Origin of the sequence: Aequorivita capsosiphonis DSM 23843 (genome assembly GCF_000429125.1) — a bacterium.
Taxonomy (GTDB): domain Bacteria; phylum Bacteroidota; class Bacteroidia; order Flavobacteriales; family Flavobacteriaceae; genus Aequorivita; species Aequorivita capsosiphonis.
Genome location: NZ_KE386849.1, coordinates 265383 through 282829, shown reverse-complemented (window position 1 = coordinate 282829; position 17447 = coordinate 265383). Strand labels below are relative to the sequence as shown.

18 protein-coding genes are annotated in these 17447 nt (G+C 37.3%); 14 read left to right on the top strand and 4 right to left on the bottom strand.

The genetic code is table 11. The features are described from left to right. Nucleotides 1-130: 130 nt before the first annotated feature. The 14 genes from G440_RS20280 to G440_RS0116740 all read left to right on the top strand — a co-directional run bounded on the left by G440_RS20280 (nucleotide 131) and on the right by G440_RS0116740 (nucleotide 12931). Entirely contained in the window at nucleotides 131-436 is a 306-nt protein-coding gene (locus G440_RS20280; RefSeq protein WP_051285445.1) for a hypothetical protein, read from the top strand. A 4-nt stretch (nucleotides 437-440) separates the two neighbouring features. Then, nucleotides 441-905 (top strand): hemerythrin domain-containing protein, encoded by a 465-nt coding sequence (locus tag G440_RS0116800; RefSeq protein WP_026452358.1) that lies wholly within the window; start codon nucleotides 441-443, stop codon nucleotides 903-905. Between the two features lie 160 nt (nucleotides 906-1065). Next, nucleotides 1066-1791, top strand: coding sequence for an iron-sulfur cluster repair di-iron protein (ric, locus tag G440_RS0116795; RefSeq protein ID WP_026452357.1), 726 nt, complete (start codon nucleotides 1066-1068; stop codon nucleotides 1789-1791). Between the two features lie 329 nt (nucleotides 1792-2120). Next, nucleotides 2121-3335, top strand: coding sequence for a hypothetical protein (locus tag G440_RS0116790; protein ID WP_245574883.1), 1215 nt, complete (start codon nucleotides 2121-2123; stop codon nucleotides 3333-3335). A 122-nt stretch (nucleotides 3336-3457) separates the two neighbouring features. After that, a complete protein-coding gene (locus G440_RS0116785; protein WP_026452355.1) occupies nucleotides 3458-5890 on the top strand; it encodes a heavy metal translocating P-type ATPase in 2433 nt (810 codons plus the stop codon). A 59-nt stretch (nucleotides 5891-5949) separates the two neighbouring features. Continuing rightward, nucleotides 5950-6177: a cbb3-type cytochrome oxidase assembly protein CcoS gene (ccoS, locus tag G440_RS20275; RefSeq protein WP_034259811.1), complete on the top strand. Its 228-nt coding sequence runs from the start codon at nucleotides 5950-5952 to the stop codon at nucleotides 6175-6177. 13 nt (nucleotides 6178-6190) lie between these two features. Further along, nucleotides 6191-8392, top strand: a complete 2202-nt coding sequence (ccoN, locus tag G440_RS0116775; RefSeq protein ID WP_026452354.1) for a cytochrome-c oxidase, cbb3-type subunit I — start codon at nucleotides 6191-6193, stop codon at nucleotides 8390-8392. A gap of 2 nt (nucleotides 8393-8394) precedes the next feature. Then, nucleotides 8395-8592, top strand: a complete 198-nt coding sequence (locus G440_RS0116770; RefSeq protein ID WP_026452353.1) for a CcoQ/FixQ family Cbb3-type cytochrome c oxidase assembly chaperone — start codon at nucleotides 8395-8397, stop codon at nucleotides 8590-8592. Continuing rightward, nucleotides 8589-9482 (top strand): cbb3-type cytochrome c oxidase N-terminal domain-containing protein, encoded by an 894-nt coding sequence (locus G440_RS0116765; RefSeq protein ID WP_026452352.1) that lies wholly within the window; start codon nucleotides 8589-8591, stop codon nucleotides 9480-9482. The genes G440_RS0116770 and G440_RS0116765 overlap by 4 nt, the downstream gene beginning before the upstream one ends. Before the next feature lie 77 nt (nucleotides 9483-9559). Beyond that, complete coding sequence (ccoG, locus tag G440_RS0116760; RefSeq protein WP_026452351.1) at nucleotides 9560-10981, top strand: cytochrome c oxidase accessory protein CcoG; 1422 nt, start codon at nucleotides 9560-9562, stop codon at nucleotides 10979-10981. A gap of 124 nt (nucleotides 10982-11105) precedes the next feature. Further along, nucleotides 11106-11552 carry a FixH family protein gene (locus G440_RS0116755; RefSeq protein ID WP_026452350.1) on the top strand — a complete coding sequence of 149 codons (447 nt, stop codon included), beginning with the start codon at nucleotides 11106-11108 and terminating at the stop codon, nucleotides 11550-11552. Between the two features lie 260 nt (nucleotides 11553-11812). Next, nucleotides 11813-12550 (top strand): sulfite exporter TauE/SafE family protein, encoded by a 738-nt coding sequence (locus tag G440_RS0116750; protein WP_026452349.1) that lies wholly within the window; start codon nucleotides 11813-11815, stop codon nucleotides 12548-12550. Nucleotides 12551-12562: 12 nt separating this feature from the next. Continuing rightward, on the top strand, nucleotides 12563-12733 hold the full coding sequence (locus G440_RS21275; protein ID WP_157418048.1) for a hypothetical protein: 171 nt from the start codon (nucleotides 12563-12565) through the stop codon (nucleotides 12731-12733). 12 nt (nucleotides 12734-12745) lie between these two features. Further along, nucleotides 12746-12931 carry a hypothetical protein gene (locus G440_RS0116740; protein WP_026452348.1) on the top strand — a complete coding sequence of 62 codons (186 nt, stop codon included), beginning with the start codon at nucleotides 12746-12748 and terminating at the stop codon, nucleotides 12929-12931. Between the two features lie 81 nt (nucleotides 12932-13012). On the opposite strand, the gene G440_RS0116735 is transcribed toward G440_RS0116740, so the two are convergent. The 4 genes from G440_RS0116735 to G440_RS0116720 all read right to left on the bottom strand — a co-directional run bounded on the left by G440_RS0116735 (nucleotide 13013) and on the right by G440_RS0116720 (nucleotide 17417). Next, nucleotides 13013-13630 carry an SCO family protein gene (locus G440_RS0116735; protein WP_026452347.1) on the bottom strand — a complete coding sequence of 206 codons (618 nt, stop codon included), beginning with the start codon at nucleotides 13628-13630 and terminating at the stop codon, nucleotides 13013-13015. A gap of 118 nt (nucleotides 13631-13748) precedes the next feature. Beyond that, nucleotides 13749-14465, bottom strand: coding sequence for a formylglycine-generating enzyme family protein (locus G440_RS0116730; RefSeq protein WP_169718973.1), 717 nt, complete (start codon nucleotides 14463-14465; stop codon nucleotides 13749-13751). Between the two features lie 86 nt (nucleotides 14466-14551). Beyond that, nucleotides 14552-16018, bottom strand: coding sequence for a copper-containing nitrite reductase (nirK, locus tag G440_RS0116725; RefSeq protein WP_026452345.1), 1467 nt, complete (start codon nucleotides 16016-16018; stop codon nucleotides 14552-14554). 127 nt (nucleotides 16019-16145) lie between these two features. After that, nucleotides 16146-17417 carry an alginate export family protein gene (locus G440_RS0116720; protein WP_026452344.1) on the bottom strand — a complete coding sequence of 424 codons (1272 nt, stop codon included), beginning with the start codon at nucleotides 17415-17417 and terminating at the stop codon, nucleotides 16146-16148. Nucleotides 17418-17447: the final 30 nt, after the last annotated feature.

The window sequence follows — 17447 nt, the reverse complement described above, 5'->3', positions numbered from 1 at the left end:
ACAATTGAGGTAATTTGTGTAAGCTAGTGTCATTCGTGGCAGTACTTTAAGCCAAAGTGAAAGTCGTACTTCTTACGTCAATAAGTCCTACGTCCTTCTAAATAAATGATCATTTTTTAAATCTATATAAATGGGCTATATTCATCGTTTTCTCACATTTTTTCGAAAGAAATCGAAAGAAGAAGTGGAAGTAGTCTCCAAAAAAGAAGGAGCGGATAAAAACTGCCCTTTTTGTTGGGGCTATCAAGAATATGATGATAAAACCCGTTCCATGCCCAAGGATAAACAGATTGATGTAAAAAATCATATAGATAAACATGTGAAAGTGGGAAAATTTATGGTGGAGCATGTTGATGGATTTAAAAACAAAAAGAGAATTGTGGAACGTTGCCCAGAATGTGGCGGCAAACGAATAAAATATAAAGAAAACCTCTAAATCAATGGAAAAGAAAAAACCTATTAAACGTCATGAAGCTTTAAAACCTTTAAGCAGACAGCATCATTTTGGATTATTGTTTAGTTGGAAACTCCGTAAAGGTTTTGGTAAAAATATTGAAATTGAACGAATTCAAAAATATGCGAAGTGGTTTTATGAACACGAAATAAAACCCCACTTTAAAGATGAGGAAAAATATCTTTTTCCTATAATGGAGGAGGGTAATGAATTGGTTGAGCGTGCATTAAAAGAACATCGACGTATAAAACGCTTGTTCCATGACACCAAAGATCCTGAAAAATCACTTCATCGTTTAGAGGAGGAGTTGGATGCCCACATCCGTTTTGAAGAGCGGGTACTTTTTAACGAAATCCAAAAAGTTGCTACGGAAGCCCAATTGGAGAAAATTGAAGAAATACACAGTGAACTGGAAAAAACTCCAGATTATTCGGATCCTTTTTGGGATTAATAAGTCTTTTTTATTTCATGCTCTAAATTTTTGATAGTTAGCTAATTTAAAATGTGTTTTAATTTCTGACAAAAATGTCATTATATGATTTAAGTCATAAGATTTTCATTTTTTTCTGCTGAAATTTGCTTCATTAATATTCATTATAACTTTAAAAATCATGACAACACTACAAGAACGTACCGTAGCCGATGTGGTTACAGAAAACATAAAAGCCGCGCACATATTCAAAAAACACGGCATTGACTTTTGCTGTGGCGGCGGAGTAAGTATCACAAAAGCTTGTGAAAAAGCAAAAGTGGATCCTTCAGTTTTACTTGCGGAATTAGTAAATCTAGACAATGCACCAGACCGTGCCTCAGATTATAATAGCTGGAAACTGGATTTCCTTGCAGATCATATCATAAACGTACACCATCATTATGTAGAGGAGAACAGTCCGTTGCTTTTACAATATTCAAAACGAGTAAATCACGTTCACGGACATCATTATACCGAGCTTGCAGAAATAGAAGCCTTAGTGTTACAAGTCGTTCAGGCAATGGCAGCGCACCAAAAGAAAGAAGAATTGATTTTATTCCCTTTTATTAAGAAATTAGTAAAAGCTGAGCGTGAAGGTACTGAGGTTCCACCAATCCATTTTGGAAGTGTAGAGAACCCGATCGCTATGATGGAGGAGGAGCACGAAGAAGCTGGTGAAATTATGCGTAAAATGGCTGAATTAAGTGATAACTACACACCACCACAAGGAGCTTGCAATACCTACCGCGCATTTTATGCCAAGTTGGATGAATTTGAACAAGATCTTCACCACCACATACACTTAGAAAACAATATTCTTTTCCCAAAATCATTGAGTTTAGAAAAGAAATTAAAGAAAAACTAAAAGTATAAAAGGGTTTAGGAGTCAATAGATCTGTTGTGTAAAATTAATTGACTTCTTTAGCCAATCCTGAAGTTTCAGGATTATTCCTGATTAATAATTTTAAGAGTGTTGCTAATTTAATATTCCGTGAATGATTATTCGGGAATATTTGTGAAAATAAAAGCACCTAAGTCCCTTTTACATTATTCGTGCATTCGTGGCCTATATTTTGGCGGACTTTGTGCTTGCCCCCATATTTTTATTTAATTGGTTTTTATTGCAGTTCGGAAGTTTGACAACTTTGAATGTTTGATGTCAAACTCCGAACTGTTTTTTTGTAATTTTACAGCTTGATTGATCTAAAAAAACATATTGGCATCGCCGTTGCCTATTTTTTGATCGTGGCGTTAATGGGCCTCGTGCTGAGGTTTTACATGGTAACCTCTCTTCCCATAAATTATAAGTTTCTGCTTCATGCACATTCCCATACGGCACTCTTGGGGTGGATTTATTTAGGCTTGACCACCTTGATCTATAAAATTTTCCTTTCGGAAGCACAGAAACCGAAGCTTTACAAACGTATTTTCTTCTTTACAAATATTTGTATTCTTGGAATGATTGTAACATTTCCGATCCAAGGATATGCGCTATATTCCATTATTTTCTCAACGCTTTTTTTGTTTGCCTCCTATTGGTTTGCGTGGTTCGCGATAAAGCATATTCCATCTCACTTTAAAAAGCGTTTTTCCTGGAAACTGATAAAAACTTCACTTTGGTATCTGGTTTTTTCCAGTATTGGTCCCTGGGCTATTGGCGGGGTGATGGCAACACTAGGGCCGGAGTCTATTTGGTATAAAACCTCCATATATTTTTACCTTCACTTTCAATATAATGGCTGGTTTATCTTGGCGTTATTGGGAGTTCTCTTCTATATCCTTGAGGAAAAAGGGATCGAATTCAATCGAGAGAAACTGAAATCTTTTTTCCTGCTTTTAAACTTCGGTATTATCTTTACGTTGTTTCTTTCAGCACTCTGGTTTGTGCCGCCCAAAGTTTTTTATGTTATGGGATTGATAGGAACCATTGCACAGTTACTAGCGTTTTATGAACTTTATATATTACTAAAAGCTAATTTTAAGGTTTTAAAACATGCTTTCTCGGAACGTTCTTTTTTTCTTCTGAAAATAGCTGGAGGTTTAGTGATCGTAAAAATATTGATGCAGGTGACTTCGGCATTTCCATATATGGCCAATTTGGCATTTCAGCTTAAAGATTTTGTAATTGGCTATTTACACTTGGTATTTCTAGGGGTTGTCATTACAACAATGATGGCTTTCCTAAATTATTTCAAGCTGCTCAATATTCCCAAAAGCTTTCTGTGGTTATTTCTTGTAGCCTTCGTCACTACGGAAACGCTTATATTCTACAAAGCCGTGGCTTTATGGCTTGGGCTTCCATTTTTTCAGGATTATTATATCTATCTCGCCTTTTTAAGTTGTCTCTTTCCTATTGCTGTGGGAGTTTTATTTTTTAAACAGATTAAAAGTATATATCTTTCTGCCTAAATTACAGCTTTAAATTTAATTTTTCAAAATTTTATTTAAAGTTTAAAGCTGATAAATGTCATTTTAACTTCAATAAGGTTTTGTAATATTTGCTGCCGTAATAATGAGCAAATATTAGATTAATGGTAAACTGTTTCCATTGTGGAGATGCGTGCTTGGATGTTGAGATTACGCACGATGATAAATCTTTTTGTTGCCATGGCTGCAAAACGGTTTACGATATTCTTCACTACAACGACCTAAGTTATTATTACGATCTTGAAAAAACCCCAGGTACTTCTCCTCTGGAAATTGCTGGGAAATACGACTTTTTAGATAACGAAGCTATAGTTGAAAAACTACTGGAGTTTAACGATGGAAAAATGCAGATTGTTTCCTTTGTTATTCCTTCAATTCACTGTAGCAGTTGTATTTGGATTCTAGAAAACCTCAATAAACTTAATCCTTCGGTAAAAACATCTCAGGTAAACTTCCCCGAAAAAACCGTTCGAATCACTTTTACAACGGAAACGTTGGGTACCGACAAACAGGAGAATACCTTAAAAAACCTAGTTATTTTACTGAGTAGAATTGGCTACGAACCCTATATTTCGCTGGATGACTCTAATAAAAAGGAAAAGGACGTCAACCGAAGTTTAATCTATAAATTAACCATTGCAGGTTTTGCATTCGGGAATATCATGTTCCTTTCGCTTCCAGAGTATTTTGAAGATTCGGAATTTTGGTTGGATCAGTTTAAACCATTCTTCCGCTGGTTGATGTTTGCTTTTTCGCTACCGGTGGTTTTTTATTCGGCAAGTGGCTATTTCACTTCTGCATATAAGGGACTTCGCTCTAAAATATTAAATATCGACGTTCCCATTGCATTGGGAGTAGCGGTTCTTTTTATACGCAGTACTATTGATATTGTTATGGATTGGGGTACTGGTTTTTTTGACAGTCTTACGGGCTTGGTTTTCTTTTTGCTTCTCGGGAAATATTTTCAGCAGAAAACATATAGCTATCTCTCTTTTGAACGCGATTATAAGTCCTATTTTCCAATTGCCGTTACGCGACTTTTTAAAAATGAAGAAGGAAAAATTGTTGAGGAACAGGCCGAAGTTTATACAGTTGAAAAAGGCGACCGATTATTAATTCGGAATAACGAAATACTACCTGTAGATGCAATCTTGATCAAAGGCAATGCACTAATTGACTATAGTTTTGTAACCGGCGAGGCGGAACCCATTTCAAAACAAAGCGGCGATAAGCTCTTTGCCGGTGGAAGACAACAGGCTGGAATTGTAGAAGTAGAAGTTTTAAAACCAGTTTCCCAAAGCTATTTAACCCAGCTGTGGAGTAATGATGTTTTTAGTAAAGACAAAACGGGTATTTTTGAATCCTTGACGGACAGTATTAGTAAGCGCTTTACCGTAACGCTGCTTTCCATTGCCTGTATTTCGACTATTTTCTGGTTAATTGTTGATCCTTCAAAAGCGTTTAATGTATTTACGGCGGTGCTAATTGTCGCTTGTCCGTGCGCCATTGCATTAGCTGCTCCTTTCACATTGGGGAACGTGCTACGTATCTTCGGAAGAGAAAAACTGTATTTAAAAGAAGCTCCAATTATTGAACAAATGGCGAAGTTGGATACCGTCGTTTTCGACAAAACGGGAACCCTCACCACCAATAAGAAAAACTTGATTACGTATGAAGGCGTTGCGCTTTCTTCGGAGGAAAAAAAATTGCTAACCAACACCCTTCGGGCTTCCAGCCATCCTTTGAGTCGTTCTCTTTACAGCATTCTTGAAAAAAATGATATACAGACTTTAGATGATTTTGAAGAAGAAGTAGGAAAGGGAATTTCCGCAAGTTTTAACGACAATTCCATAAAGGTTGGTTCTTATGAATTTGTTGGTTCTTATGATGACACTATCAGGGAAGTTAAAAATAAAACCACGGTTCACATCAGTGCAAACAAGGTTTATAAAGGGTGTTATATTTTCAACAGCGAATACAGAAGTGGCGTTGCCGATGTTTTTAAACAGTTAGGGGAAGATAAAGAAGTAATAGTTCTTTCCGGCGACAATGAAGGCGAACGCGAACGTTTGGAGGCTATGCTTCCAAAAGGAGTGAAGTTGCATTTCAACCAAAAACCGAACGACAAGCTCAACTTTATAAAATCACTACAACAAGAGGGCAAACGCGTCTTGATGATAGGCGATGGGTTAAATGACGCTGGAGCCTTAAAGCAGAGTGATGTGGGTTTTGTTATTTCAGAAAACACGAATGTTTTTTCTCCTGCTTGTGATGGGATTTTGGATGCCACGCAATTCAACAAAATTGCTGATTATTTAAACTTTTCAAAGATTGGCGTAAAGATAATTAAATGGGCATTTTTATTCTCTTTGTTTTATAATTTAATAGGCTTAAGCTTTGCAATTACGGGACATTTACGACCTGTAGTGGCGGCCATTCTAATGCCTTTAAGCTCTATAAGCATTGTAGTTTTCACAACCCTCGCAACACAATATGTTGGGAAGAAATTAAGAATGAATATAAATAAGCAAAATTGACAAATGTCATATATTAAGGGCATTTTCAACAATATTTTTGACTTTTAAAATTTTTAGGTATGAACATCATTTACATGCTTTTGGCAATTAGTCTCTTTGTGGCTCTTGTCTTTTTTGTATTGTTCATTTTTTCTATGAAAAAAGGGCAGTATGATGATACCTACACCCCCTCGGTGCGGATGCTTTTTGATGATGAACTTGTGAAGGAAGGCGCCACGTCAAAAACTGAAACTGCAGAAACCATGGCTTCAGGTAGCAAGAAACAATTAACCAATCCAGATAAATAATTTTATTACCATTATGCAAACAGAACAGTTTTACTACGACAATCAGATTGTCAAAAAATTTATCTATGCGACCATTTTTTGGGGACTTATAGGTATGAGTGTAGGTTTACTGCTGGCCTATATGTTTATGTTCCCGAATATGACGGACGGAATTTCTTGGCTTAGTTTTGGTCGTTTACGGCCTTTACACACCAATGCCGTGATTTTCGCATTTGTTGGGAACGCCATATTTGCCGGAGTTTATTATTCCAGTCAGCGTTTGCTGAAAGCGCGAATGTGGAGTGATGCGCTTAGTAACCTAAACTTCTGGGGTTGGCAAGCAATTATTGTTGCTGCTGCCATTACCTTGCCTTTAGGTTATACCACATCAAAAGAATATGCGGAACTGGAATGGCCTATTGATATTGCCATAGCGGTAATTTGGGTGGCTTTTGGTATCAACTTGATAATGACCATGGTCAAAAGACGCCAGCGTCACTTATATGTTGCCCTTTGGTTTTATTTGGGAACGTGGGTAACTGTTGCCGTTTTGCATATCGTGAACAGTATGGCAATTCCTGTAACTGCCTTAAAGAGTTATTCTATGTACGCTGGAGTGCAGGATGCGCTGGTGCAATGGTGGTACGGGCATAATGCGGTTGCGTTTTTCTTAACCACGCCTTTTCTTGGTTTGATGTATTATTTTGTTCCAAAAGCGGCAAATAGACCGGTATATTCCTACCGACTTTCTATCGTTCACTTTTGGTCTTTGATCTTTATTTATATTTGGGCTGGGCCGCATCATTTGTTATATACAGCACTTCCGGAGTGGGCGCAAAACCTAGGGGTTGCCTTTTCTGTAATGCTTTTGGCCCCATCTTGGGGAGGTATGATTAACGGTCTTTTAACCTTACGCGGTGCTTGGGATAAAGTTCGTGTAGATCCAGTTTTGAAATTTTTCGTAGTAGCCATAACGGGATACGGGATGGCAACTTTTGAAGGCCCCATGCTTTCGCTTAAAAACGTAAACGCCATTGCACACTTTAGTGACTGGATTATTGCCCACGTTCACGTTGGCGCCCTTGCCTGGAACGGTTTCTTGGCCTTTGGTATGATTTATTGGTTGGTGCCGAGATTGTTTAAGACCAAACTCTACTCCATAAAATTAGCGAACGCACATTTCTGGATAGGTACTTTAGGTATTATTATGTATGCCTTACCAATGTATGTTGCAGGTTTTATGCAGGCTTCCATGTGGAATCAGTTTAACCCTGATGGAACACTTACTTATGGAAACTTCCTTGAAACGGTGACTCAAATTATGCCTATGTACTGGATGCGTGCCATTGGTGGTAGTCTTTATATTACAGGAGCCTTTATTTTGCTTTACAATATGATAATGACTGCAAGAAATGGAAGCAAGGTTACCGATGAATTAGCAGAAGCAGCACCGCTTACTCCAGTAACCAAAAGACAGACTGTTGGTGAAGGCTGGCACACTTGGTTGGAGCGTCGTCCTGTTAAATTGACAATTTATGCAACCATCGCAATTTTAATTGGGGGAATGGTGCAAATTATTCCATCGCTGATGGTTGATGATTATGTACCTACAATTTCATCTGTTAAACCATATACGCCTTTAGAGTTGGAGGGTCGCGATATTTATATTCGTGAGGGTTGCGTAAACTGCCATACACAAATGATACGTCCATTTAGAAGTGAGGTGGAGCGCTATGGCGAATATTCTAAATCTGGGGAATATGTTTACGACCATCCATTTTTATGGGGAAGTAAACGTACCGGTCCAGACTTACATCGTATTGGTGGGAAGTATTCCGATAACTGGCATTTAAACCATATGTATGACCCGCAGAGTACTTCTTCAGGCTCTATCATGCCTTCCTATAAATGGTTGGTGAGTTCAGAATTGAACAAGTCTAATACCGAAGATAAAATGCGTGCGCTTACAACAATTGGCGTGCCTTATACCGATGAGGAAATAGAAAGAGCACAACAATGGATGGATGAGCAAGGAACAAAAATAGAGCAGAATCTTTATAGCGATCCCGATTTTGTGACAACCTATGAAGCAGATAAAAAATATGCACAAGACAACGGAGAAGATTTTATTGAAATGAAAAACCGTGAAATTGTAGCAGTTATAGCTTATTTGCAGCGATTGGGAACTGATATTAAAGTACAAAACACCGAAGATGCTTCGGTCCAAAACGATTAATTATGCTGAAGTTTATAAAAGGAAATTTAGAAAACATTGATAATGTTCAAATATATCCACTCATTTCACTAATGATATTCTTTGTCTTTTTTGTGTTACTTTTTTATTGGGTAATTACAGCGAAGAAAGAGCATATTGCTGAAGTGAGCAACATTCCATTAGAGGACGATACTAACAACCAAAACGAAAAACTACTATGAAAATAGCATCATATTTAAGAGTCACTGGCTTTATGATCCTCGCATTTTTTCTAATGGAATTCATTGTTGATTCCGGAAAAGATCTAGCAATAATCAAATATCCCATTATGTGGGCAGTATTAGTGATGATACTGTTTCTAGCAATTGTATTTGAAGTAATTGCCGCTGCTTTACAGCGTATCTTGTTTGCCAGTCTTAATCCAGAAGCTCAAGAACGTTTTGTTGCTGCCGAGGAGTTACGTGAAGAAAATCGTTTTGGCTGGTTTAAAAGGAAATATCACGAAATGTTGGATTCCAGGCCAATAGAAAGCGAGCAAGAAATTGTAATGGATCATAACTATGATGGAATTCGCGAGTTGGATAACAACCTTCCACCTTGGTGGAAATACCTTTTTTATATTACCATTGTTTTTGGAGTAGCTTATTTTGTTTATTATGAGGTGTTTGACGGTCCTAACCAGATTGATGAATATGAAACTGAAGTTGCAATAGCAAAGGAAGAAATTGCCGAATTTAAGAAAAACAACAAAGATCTAATTGATGCAGAGTCTGTTGAACTAATGACGGACGCTTCAGACCTTGCTGCTGGTAAAACCATATATATGGATAACTGTGTTGCCTGTCATAAAGACAATGGTGGTGGGGGGATTGGTCCGAACCTAACCGATGATTATTGGATTTTAGGTGGGGGGATTAAAAATGTTTTCCACACTATTAGTGAAGGTGGTCGTGCCGGAAAGGGAATGATTGCTTGGAAATCTGATCTTAAACCAAGTGAGATGGCGCAAGTGGCTAGTTATGTTATTAGTTTACACGGCACAAATCCACCTGATGGAAAAGAAGCAGAGGGGGATTTATGGGCAGAGGATGATGCCACTGCGGAATTATAATGTTTTTAAACCAAGCAAAGCTTAGAGATTCAATTATTGAACGTGAATTTCAACCTTAAACTATAATAAAGAAAAAATTGGAAACTCCCGAAAACGAATCCTTTAGAGATAGTATTGGTACCTTGACCGAAGAGGGGAAAAGAGCTTGGGTTTATCCTAAGAAGCCATCTGGAAAATTTTACCAGTATAGAATATATGTGAGTTATGTTTTACTTGCGTTTTTCTTTCTAGCACCTTTTGTGAAAATTAATGGCAATCAGTTTTTGCTATTCAATGTTCTTGAGCGTCGTTTCAATATTCTCGGATTCCCATTTTGGCCGCAAGATTTTTATCTCTTCGTGATTATGATGATCATCGGAGTGGTATTTATAATCTTTTTTACAGCGGCCTTCGGAAGGATTTTTTGTGGATGGATCTGTCCGCAAACAATTTTTATGGAAATGGTATTCCGAAGAGTTGAATATTGGATTGATGGAGATAGAGGAGCTCAGATTCGTTTAGATAAAGCACCTTGGAATGCAGCCAAGATTAAGAAAAGAGCATTAAAATGGTTCATTTTTTTTATTATTTCATTTCTAACCGCCAATATATTCCTAGCCTATTTTATAGGAAGTGATCGTTTATTACAGTATGTTTTTGAAGGACCATTAGATCATATAAGTACACTTATTTCACTTTTAATATTTACCGGTGTATTCTACTTTATTTTTGCTTGGTTCCGCGAACAAGTCTGTATAATCGCTTGTCCTTACGGAAGGTTGCAAGGAGTGTTGCTAGACAATAAATCTATTATTGTTGCCTATGATCACAAGCGAGGAGAAAAGGAAGTTGGAAGGGCTAAATTCAAAAAGAATGAAGACCGGGAAGCTTCTGGAAAAGGAGATTGTATAGACTGTTTTCAGTGTGTTAACGTTTGTCCTACAGGGATAGATATACGGAATGGAACGCAGTTGGAGTGCATTAACTGTACTGCTTGTATGGATGCTTGTGATGATATAATGGAAGCTGTAAATCTTCCTAAGGGATTGATTCGTTATGCCAGCGAAGAGAATATTGAGAAAAAGACTCCTTTTAGTTTTACACCTAGATTGAAAGGCTATACCGCAGTGTTGATAATATTGATTGGAGTTTTGAGTGGTCTCCTGTTTTTAAGAAGTGATGTAGAAGCTAATGTTTTAAGACTTCCAGGTCAGTTGTATGAGCACAAAGAGAATAATATAATTAGTAATGTGTTCACCTATAAACTGCTCAATAAAACTACCAAGGATATAGAAGACATTCACTTTGTGCTGAAATCTCCAAAAGGAACAATTAAAACCGTAAAACAGGGCGAGATTATAGTACCAGCTCAGGATTTAGCTGAAGGAACACTCTTTATTGAAATTAACAATTCTGCCTTAAGCGGGGATAAAAACCGTGCTGTTATTGAAGTCTATAGCGGCAAAAATTTGATTGAAACAACGAGTGCGACATTTTTGGGACCTCGAAGTTATAAATAGATGCCGAGTGCTGGATGACCGGTGTTTCCTCCTTCGCTGGCGTACTACGCCGAAGTGGCTAAGAAGGCCGTAAAGCTATGGAGAACAAGGGAAAAATAATCAATAAATAATAATTTAGAACAAAATGAAATTTAACTGGGGTACAGGATTGGCGATTTGGTTGGGGCTTTTTATAGCGTTCATTATGTACTTTGTTATAAGAATAAGTACGGAAGATAAGTATGATTATGACTTGGTGACTGAGGAATACTATCAGAAAGAAATGGTGTTTCAAAAGGAAATGGATGATGAGGCAAACTCGAACACTTTAGAAAATAATATTTCAGGTGAAAAAATAGGAGCGGGGTGGATGCTTACTTTTCCTGAGAATATTGATTATTCAAAAATAAAGGGTACCGTGTTCCTTTACAGACCCTCCAACAAAAAATTGGATTTTAAACTTCCATTGAATCTTTCAAGCCCTAATGTGCTTATTCCAGATCAACGTTTGTTGGCTGGCCGTTGGAATACCATAGTTCAATGGAGTTATGAAGGAGAGGATTATTTGTATAAGGAGGAGATTGTTTATTAAACGAAATCGAAATCGAAATCGAAATTGAAATCGAAAATTGAGAAAAGAATAAAGAGAAAAGAAGAAAGACTTTTGAACAGTGTAAAAGTTTATGACTTCAGAAGTTTCAAAATTAAGCCTGAGTATTGAACATTGACTATTGAGAATTGAACATTTTAAACGTTAATGAGTTTAATAGTTTATTTTTTAACTTGACCACTGACCACTGACCACTGACCACTGACCACTGACCACTGAACTTTGAATCTTAAACATTGAATATGCTATACACCGCACTTTTATTTGGATTATTGGGTAGTTTCCACTGCGTGGGGATGTGCGGGCCTATTGCATTTATGTTGCCGGTTGATAGAAATAACAGTTTTAAAAAACTTGGGCAGATCTTTCTGTATCACTTCGGGAGGGTTTTGGCGTATAGTATTATTGGGCTCGCTTTCGGACTGGTTGGTAAAAGTTTGAATCTGTTTGGTTTTCAACAACAACTTTCTATTATTATCGGTGTTTTGATGTTGTTAGTGATTTTTATTCCGCAGAAAACTTTCAACAAATACAATTTTTCAAGACCGGTTTTTAAGATTATTTCAAAAGTAAAGTCGGCTCTGGGAAAAGAACTTAAAAAGAAAACTCCTGATACTTTTTTAACCATCGGTTTCTTAAATGGGTTTCTTCCTTGTGGGTTGGTTTATATGGCAGTTTTCGGAGCCATTGCTTCGGGAAATGCATTTCAAGGTAGTTTGTATATGGCCGTATTTGGGATGGGAACCATTCCATTGATGACATCGGCAATTTATCTTGGAAACTTTTTAAACGGACAGGTGCGCCAGCGAATTCGGCGTGCGATTCCTGTTCTTGTAGTTATTATAGCGTGCCTTTTTATAGTTAGAGGTTTGGGGTTGGGCATTCCATATATTTCACCAAAACCAATGACTGAAACCGTGGATGCAAATCAAAATTGCGCCCCGACGATTTCAGAAAATGAATTAATTAATAACAATTAAAATAGTTATATCATGACAAATTCAATCTTGCCACTTGCAAATTGGGGAATGGGAACCGCAATCATTATTTTCTTTGCCGTGTTGTGTGTTGCTCTTACAGCCATTGTGCTTGCCTTTGTATTTGGCGGAACAAAAAAGAAGAAGGATGAAGAAGTGACTTCATCAGAAAAAGAGAACGTTTAAAAACTTTATGCTATGAACATTTTAAATTCTATTCCGTTAGTTGATTTTACTGATGGCGTTGTAACCACAATAATATCTATTGTTATATGCTTCGCCATAATCATTGGCCTTATTCTGTATGTTAAAAACAGTAAAAAGCGAAAGAATATGGTGCACAATAAGAAAAAGAAGAATGACAATCCGGAAAAAAGAGGGTAGTCTTTAGTCGGTAGTTGATAGATTTTAGAGATCGGTATTTTTGGTACTCCCAACTACAGTCTATAGTCTACCGACTACAAACTATTTTGCTAAATCGATAATAGTTTGGACGGTTTCTTTATTGTCAACGCCAAGTCCTTCTTGTTGGTGAGCAAGTTCGCCACCCTGGTCAAAAACACTTATAATGTTTGAGTGGGAGAAATCTATTGGTGAAATTTCTTTATAGTTTACAGCCAATACGGCTGCAAATTCGCGTGTATCTTCTTCCGTGCCACGTAGAAATAGCCATTTGTCCTCTTCCATTTCATTCTCTTTGGCGAAAGCTGTTAAACGTTCAGGCGTGTCAGTTTCTGGGTCTATGCTAACGAAAACGTATTGCACATCATTTTTTTTATCTTCTGGAATCTGTTTTTCAATATTGCGCATATCTGCAACCAATCGTGGACAAGCAGCTTGACAAGAAGTGTAGATCATCACCATTGCCAATACTTTTCCTTTCAGTTCTTTTAATTCAATTTCATTGCCGTCTTGTGTAGTCCATTGAGAGGGAAGGTTATAAATGGACATATCCGATATTTTTTCACTATCAGTATTTTCCAAAATATCCGCTTCCGCAGTTTCGGAATCTTTCTTTGAAGTATCGTTACAAGATATTGCAACTAAAGAAAGTACAAGTAATATATGTTTAAAGTGTATCATAATAATTTAGAGTTTTTAAAACAATGATTTAAGACGACAGGACGCAATATCTTCTTTCCGGCAGGAATAAGATTAAAAAAATTTAAAATTCGTCCTGCGCTTGCCCTTCGTCGGAAGGTCATAAGTCTTTTTGCCCTACGTCTAGTTTTTCAATATCTTTTGCACATCGAAAGCCTAAGTTTTGTGAGCTATAACGTGCTTTCATACTTCCGCGGAAAGCATAGCGCATAAATGCAGCATAATTCATTAAATCTGAAGCACCAATGGCAGCACTTCCGCAGAAAAGATTGGAGTCTTTGTCCTGATCTTTTCTGGATTCTCCAGAGATAAGTACGGAGTTGAAATCTTGGGTCCACTCCCATACCAAACCGTGGAGGTCATAGATTCCCCAATAATTTTTAAACGTAGATCCAACAGACTTATTATAAGTTCTGGGGGCTTCATACCAATTTAAGATATACTGATTATACGACTTTATTTTTCGAGCATCTTGCACATCTTCATTCGCCATGGCGGCAAACTCCCATTCATCCATGGTGGGAAGGCGTTTTCCTTGGCACTCACAGTATTTTTTTGCGGCAAACCAAGACACATTGTTCACAGGAGCATCTGGAAGTCCAGTAAAACTGGTGTCGTCTGTCCATTTTGCCAAATAACTTTTGTCGGCAAATAAAGCTTTTACATTGCTTTTTTTCCATTTTGGATTTTCCTGTACAAATTTTAAATAATCTGTATTTGTAACAGGTAGTACGTCCATCATAAACGAATCAACGTCTATAAGTTGATCTGCGGCGCCATAAAGCGGTAAATAAACACCGCCTTTTACTGTAACCATTTTATCATTTTGGGCTGTAACCTTGCAAAATAATGACAGGATTAAGAAAAACGCGGTGCTATAAAACTTCAATCTAAACAATATTTCTATCTGTTTCTAACGGCTTCCACCATTTGTGGAGTAACTTCTTTTTTGGAGTTGCCCCAACTGTTATAAACGTAAGTAAGTACGTTTGATACTTCTTCATCACTAAGTGCTTGTGCAGTCATCACACTGTTGTATTTTTCACCGTTCACTGTAATTTCACCAGTTTTTCCGTGTAATACAATATCAATTGCACGATCAACATCTGCATTTAAATAATCTGATTTTGCAAGTGGAGGAAAAGCGCCTGCAATTCCCTGTCCATTTCCTTGATGACAGGCAACACAAGTAGCCATATACTTGTCTTTACCAAACTTCATTTTTTCCTCAAAGCTTAAGGCTTTAACTTCTTCTTTTGCTTTTTTCCTATCAAGGCTTGGCATAGACTGGATTACACTACCTTCTGGAAGGTAAATACCATCGTGGATTTCACCAGTAAATACCTTCTTGTTTTCTTCGCCTTCTACATTTAGCATAGCGAGTGCACCTTTATTAAAGGCTCTAAACATAGAGTGATCCACTAAGATGAAGGAGCCGGGAGTGTCCACTTTAAATTCAACAATAGCTGAACCACTGGCAGGAATCAAAGTTGTTTGAACGTTATGATTTAACAAGTCACCCCCTTCAACATGCACTTTGTCGAAAATCTCTCCAATTACGTGGAAAGACGAAATTAAACTAGGACCCCCATTCCCTACAAAGAGACGAACCGTTTCGCCCACTTTTGCTGTCATTGCATTGTCACCTGTTAAGGCACCAACGTGACCGTTGAATACAACATAATCTGGATTTTCATTAATGGCTTTTTGCATATCAAATGCTTGCATGCCACGGTCTCCATAGCCACCTTCTGTATAGAATTCACCTTGCATCACGTAGTATTCTCTGTCTACTGGTTCTAGTCCACCTTCTGGTTCAACTAGAATAAGGCCATACATTCCATTGGCAATGTGCATTCCTACTGGCGCAGTGGCACAGTGGTAAACATATAAGCCTGGATTAAGTACTTTAAAGGAGAATACTTTTTCGTGGCCTGGAGCAACGAAGGAAGATTCTGCACCTCCACCGGGACCATTTACGGCGTGAAGGTCAATGTTGTGTGGAAGCTTGTTGTCTGGGTGGTTTTTAAGATGAAATTCTAATTCATCGCCAACGCGTGTTCTAATGAAACTTCCTGGAACGGTTCCTCCAAAAGTCCAATAGACATATTTTACACCGCCAACCATTTCACCTTCACGTTCCTGGATTTCCAGATCCACGATCAGCTTTTTTGCCATTCTTTTTCCAACAGGTGTTGGTACGAATGGAGGGGAGGTAAGTTCTGCGACCATTTCTTGGTTTGTCGGAATATCTACCGCGTCATCATAAGTTTTGTCTGATTGATCATTAACACAGCCAGAAAGAAATGCTATTGTGCTTAAACCTAACAGCATTTTTGTGACGAAATTTTTTTTGATTCTTAAATTCATGTGGATATAATGTTTGGTTGTTAAAAAATTAGTTGTGATCTGATTAATAATTCTTGGTTGGTTTTAAATTTAATAAATACATAACATTGGTTTGTTTACTTATTATATTGAGTTAATTAATGTTTATTTATTTCTGCGGGTTGTTTTGCCAAGTGAAAATAACTGGATCAATTGTCAACATCGCCCAAGCCCAATTATTGGTGTTACCATCAAAATTATTCTTTAAAGCCTCTGTTCCTTGGGAAGCAAAGAAATGTGAATAACCCGCTTGTATACCAACAAATTCACTCAATTTTAGCGAAGTTACTAAATCCATTTCAAAACCAAGGTTTTTTGAAAGGTCTTCATCTAACTTAGCAGCTGAGAAAAATTGATGGAAAACGGCCGTTATATTTGCTTTCTTATTAAATGAATATTTAATATTTCCGTATAAATCTACTAATCCAACATTGTTTAAATGATTGCCAACATAAAAATAATCCATAAACCCATTAAACTTATGGTTGGTTCCATAAAGCGGGTTAAAAGCCTTGTTTTTTCCATTACTTGGAGTTCCATATTCATTTCCACTTTGTAATTCACCCCCAAAACTAAGGTTAAGGTTTTCTGTTGCCGAATATAAACCTTCCAATGAAAACAAATAAGCGTTTAGAGTATTATCGGCAACATCTTTTCCAAGTTGATAGTAAAAATTAGAGCTAAAGTTGAATTTACCTACACCTGCTTTTAAATGAAGACCCGCAGTTTGAGTGTATCGAGTGTCGTTTTTTGCTGGGTCTATTTCGTCAATGTATTGTTGGCCATTATTCAATAAAAGAAAACTTGCGCTAATGGTTTTCCAATCTTTATGAAGCCATATATATTGTAAGCTTTTATAGGTGTTAACTGTCAAAACATTTCCGGTTAAGAATTCTCCACCTTGATTATATGCCGCCCCCAAATGTAATTTCATAAAACTAGGCTCAAATTTTACAATGGCAGCGTCATGGCTTCTTCCCTGCTGGGCCCAATCTACGTTGCCGAAAAACCTTTGGTCGTCGTAAACAATTTCCTGACGACCTACTTTTAAGGTGAGTTCGGGAATCAGTAAAACTTCGGCCCATGCCTGGTGAAGCGATATCCCATTGTTGTCTGCAGTATTAAGTTGGGGAACATCTCCCCAAACCCGAATATCCTGCGGGCTTAAATAAATTTGAAGCTTTTCGGTTTTATAACCAAAATTCAATCTTGTTCGTTGCGAGACAAATGCAGCAGGATCAGTATGGTCAGGAAAAAGTGTTTTATAACCGTGACGGAATTCAAATCGAGGTCTTAATTGCGCATCTACTGTAAATTGTGCGTAGCCTTGAGTGATGCCTAACACAAGAATGATAAAGATAAAGTTTTTCGAAATATTCATTGACGCATTTGTTATTTATGACACAAAAGT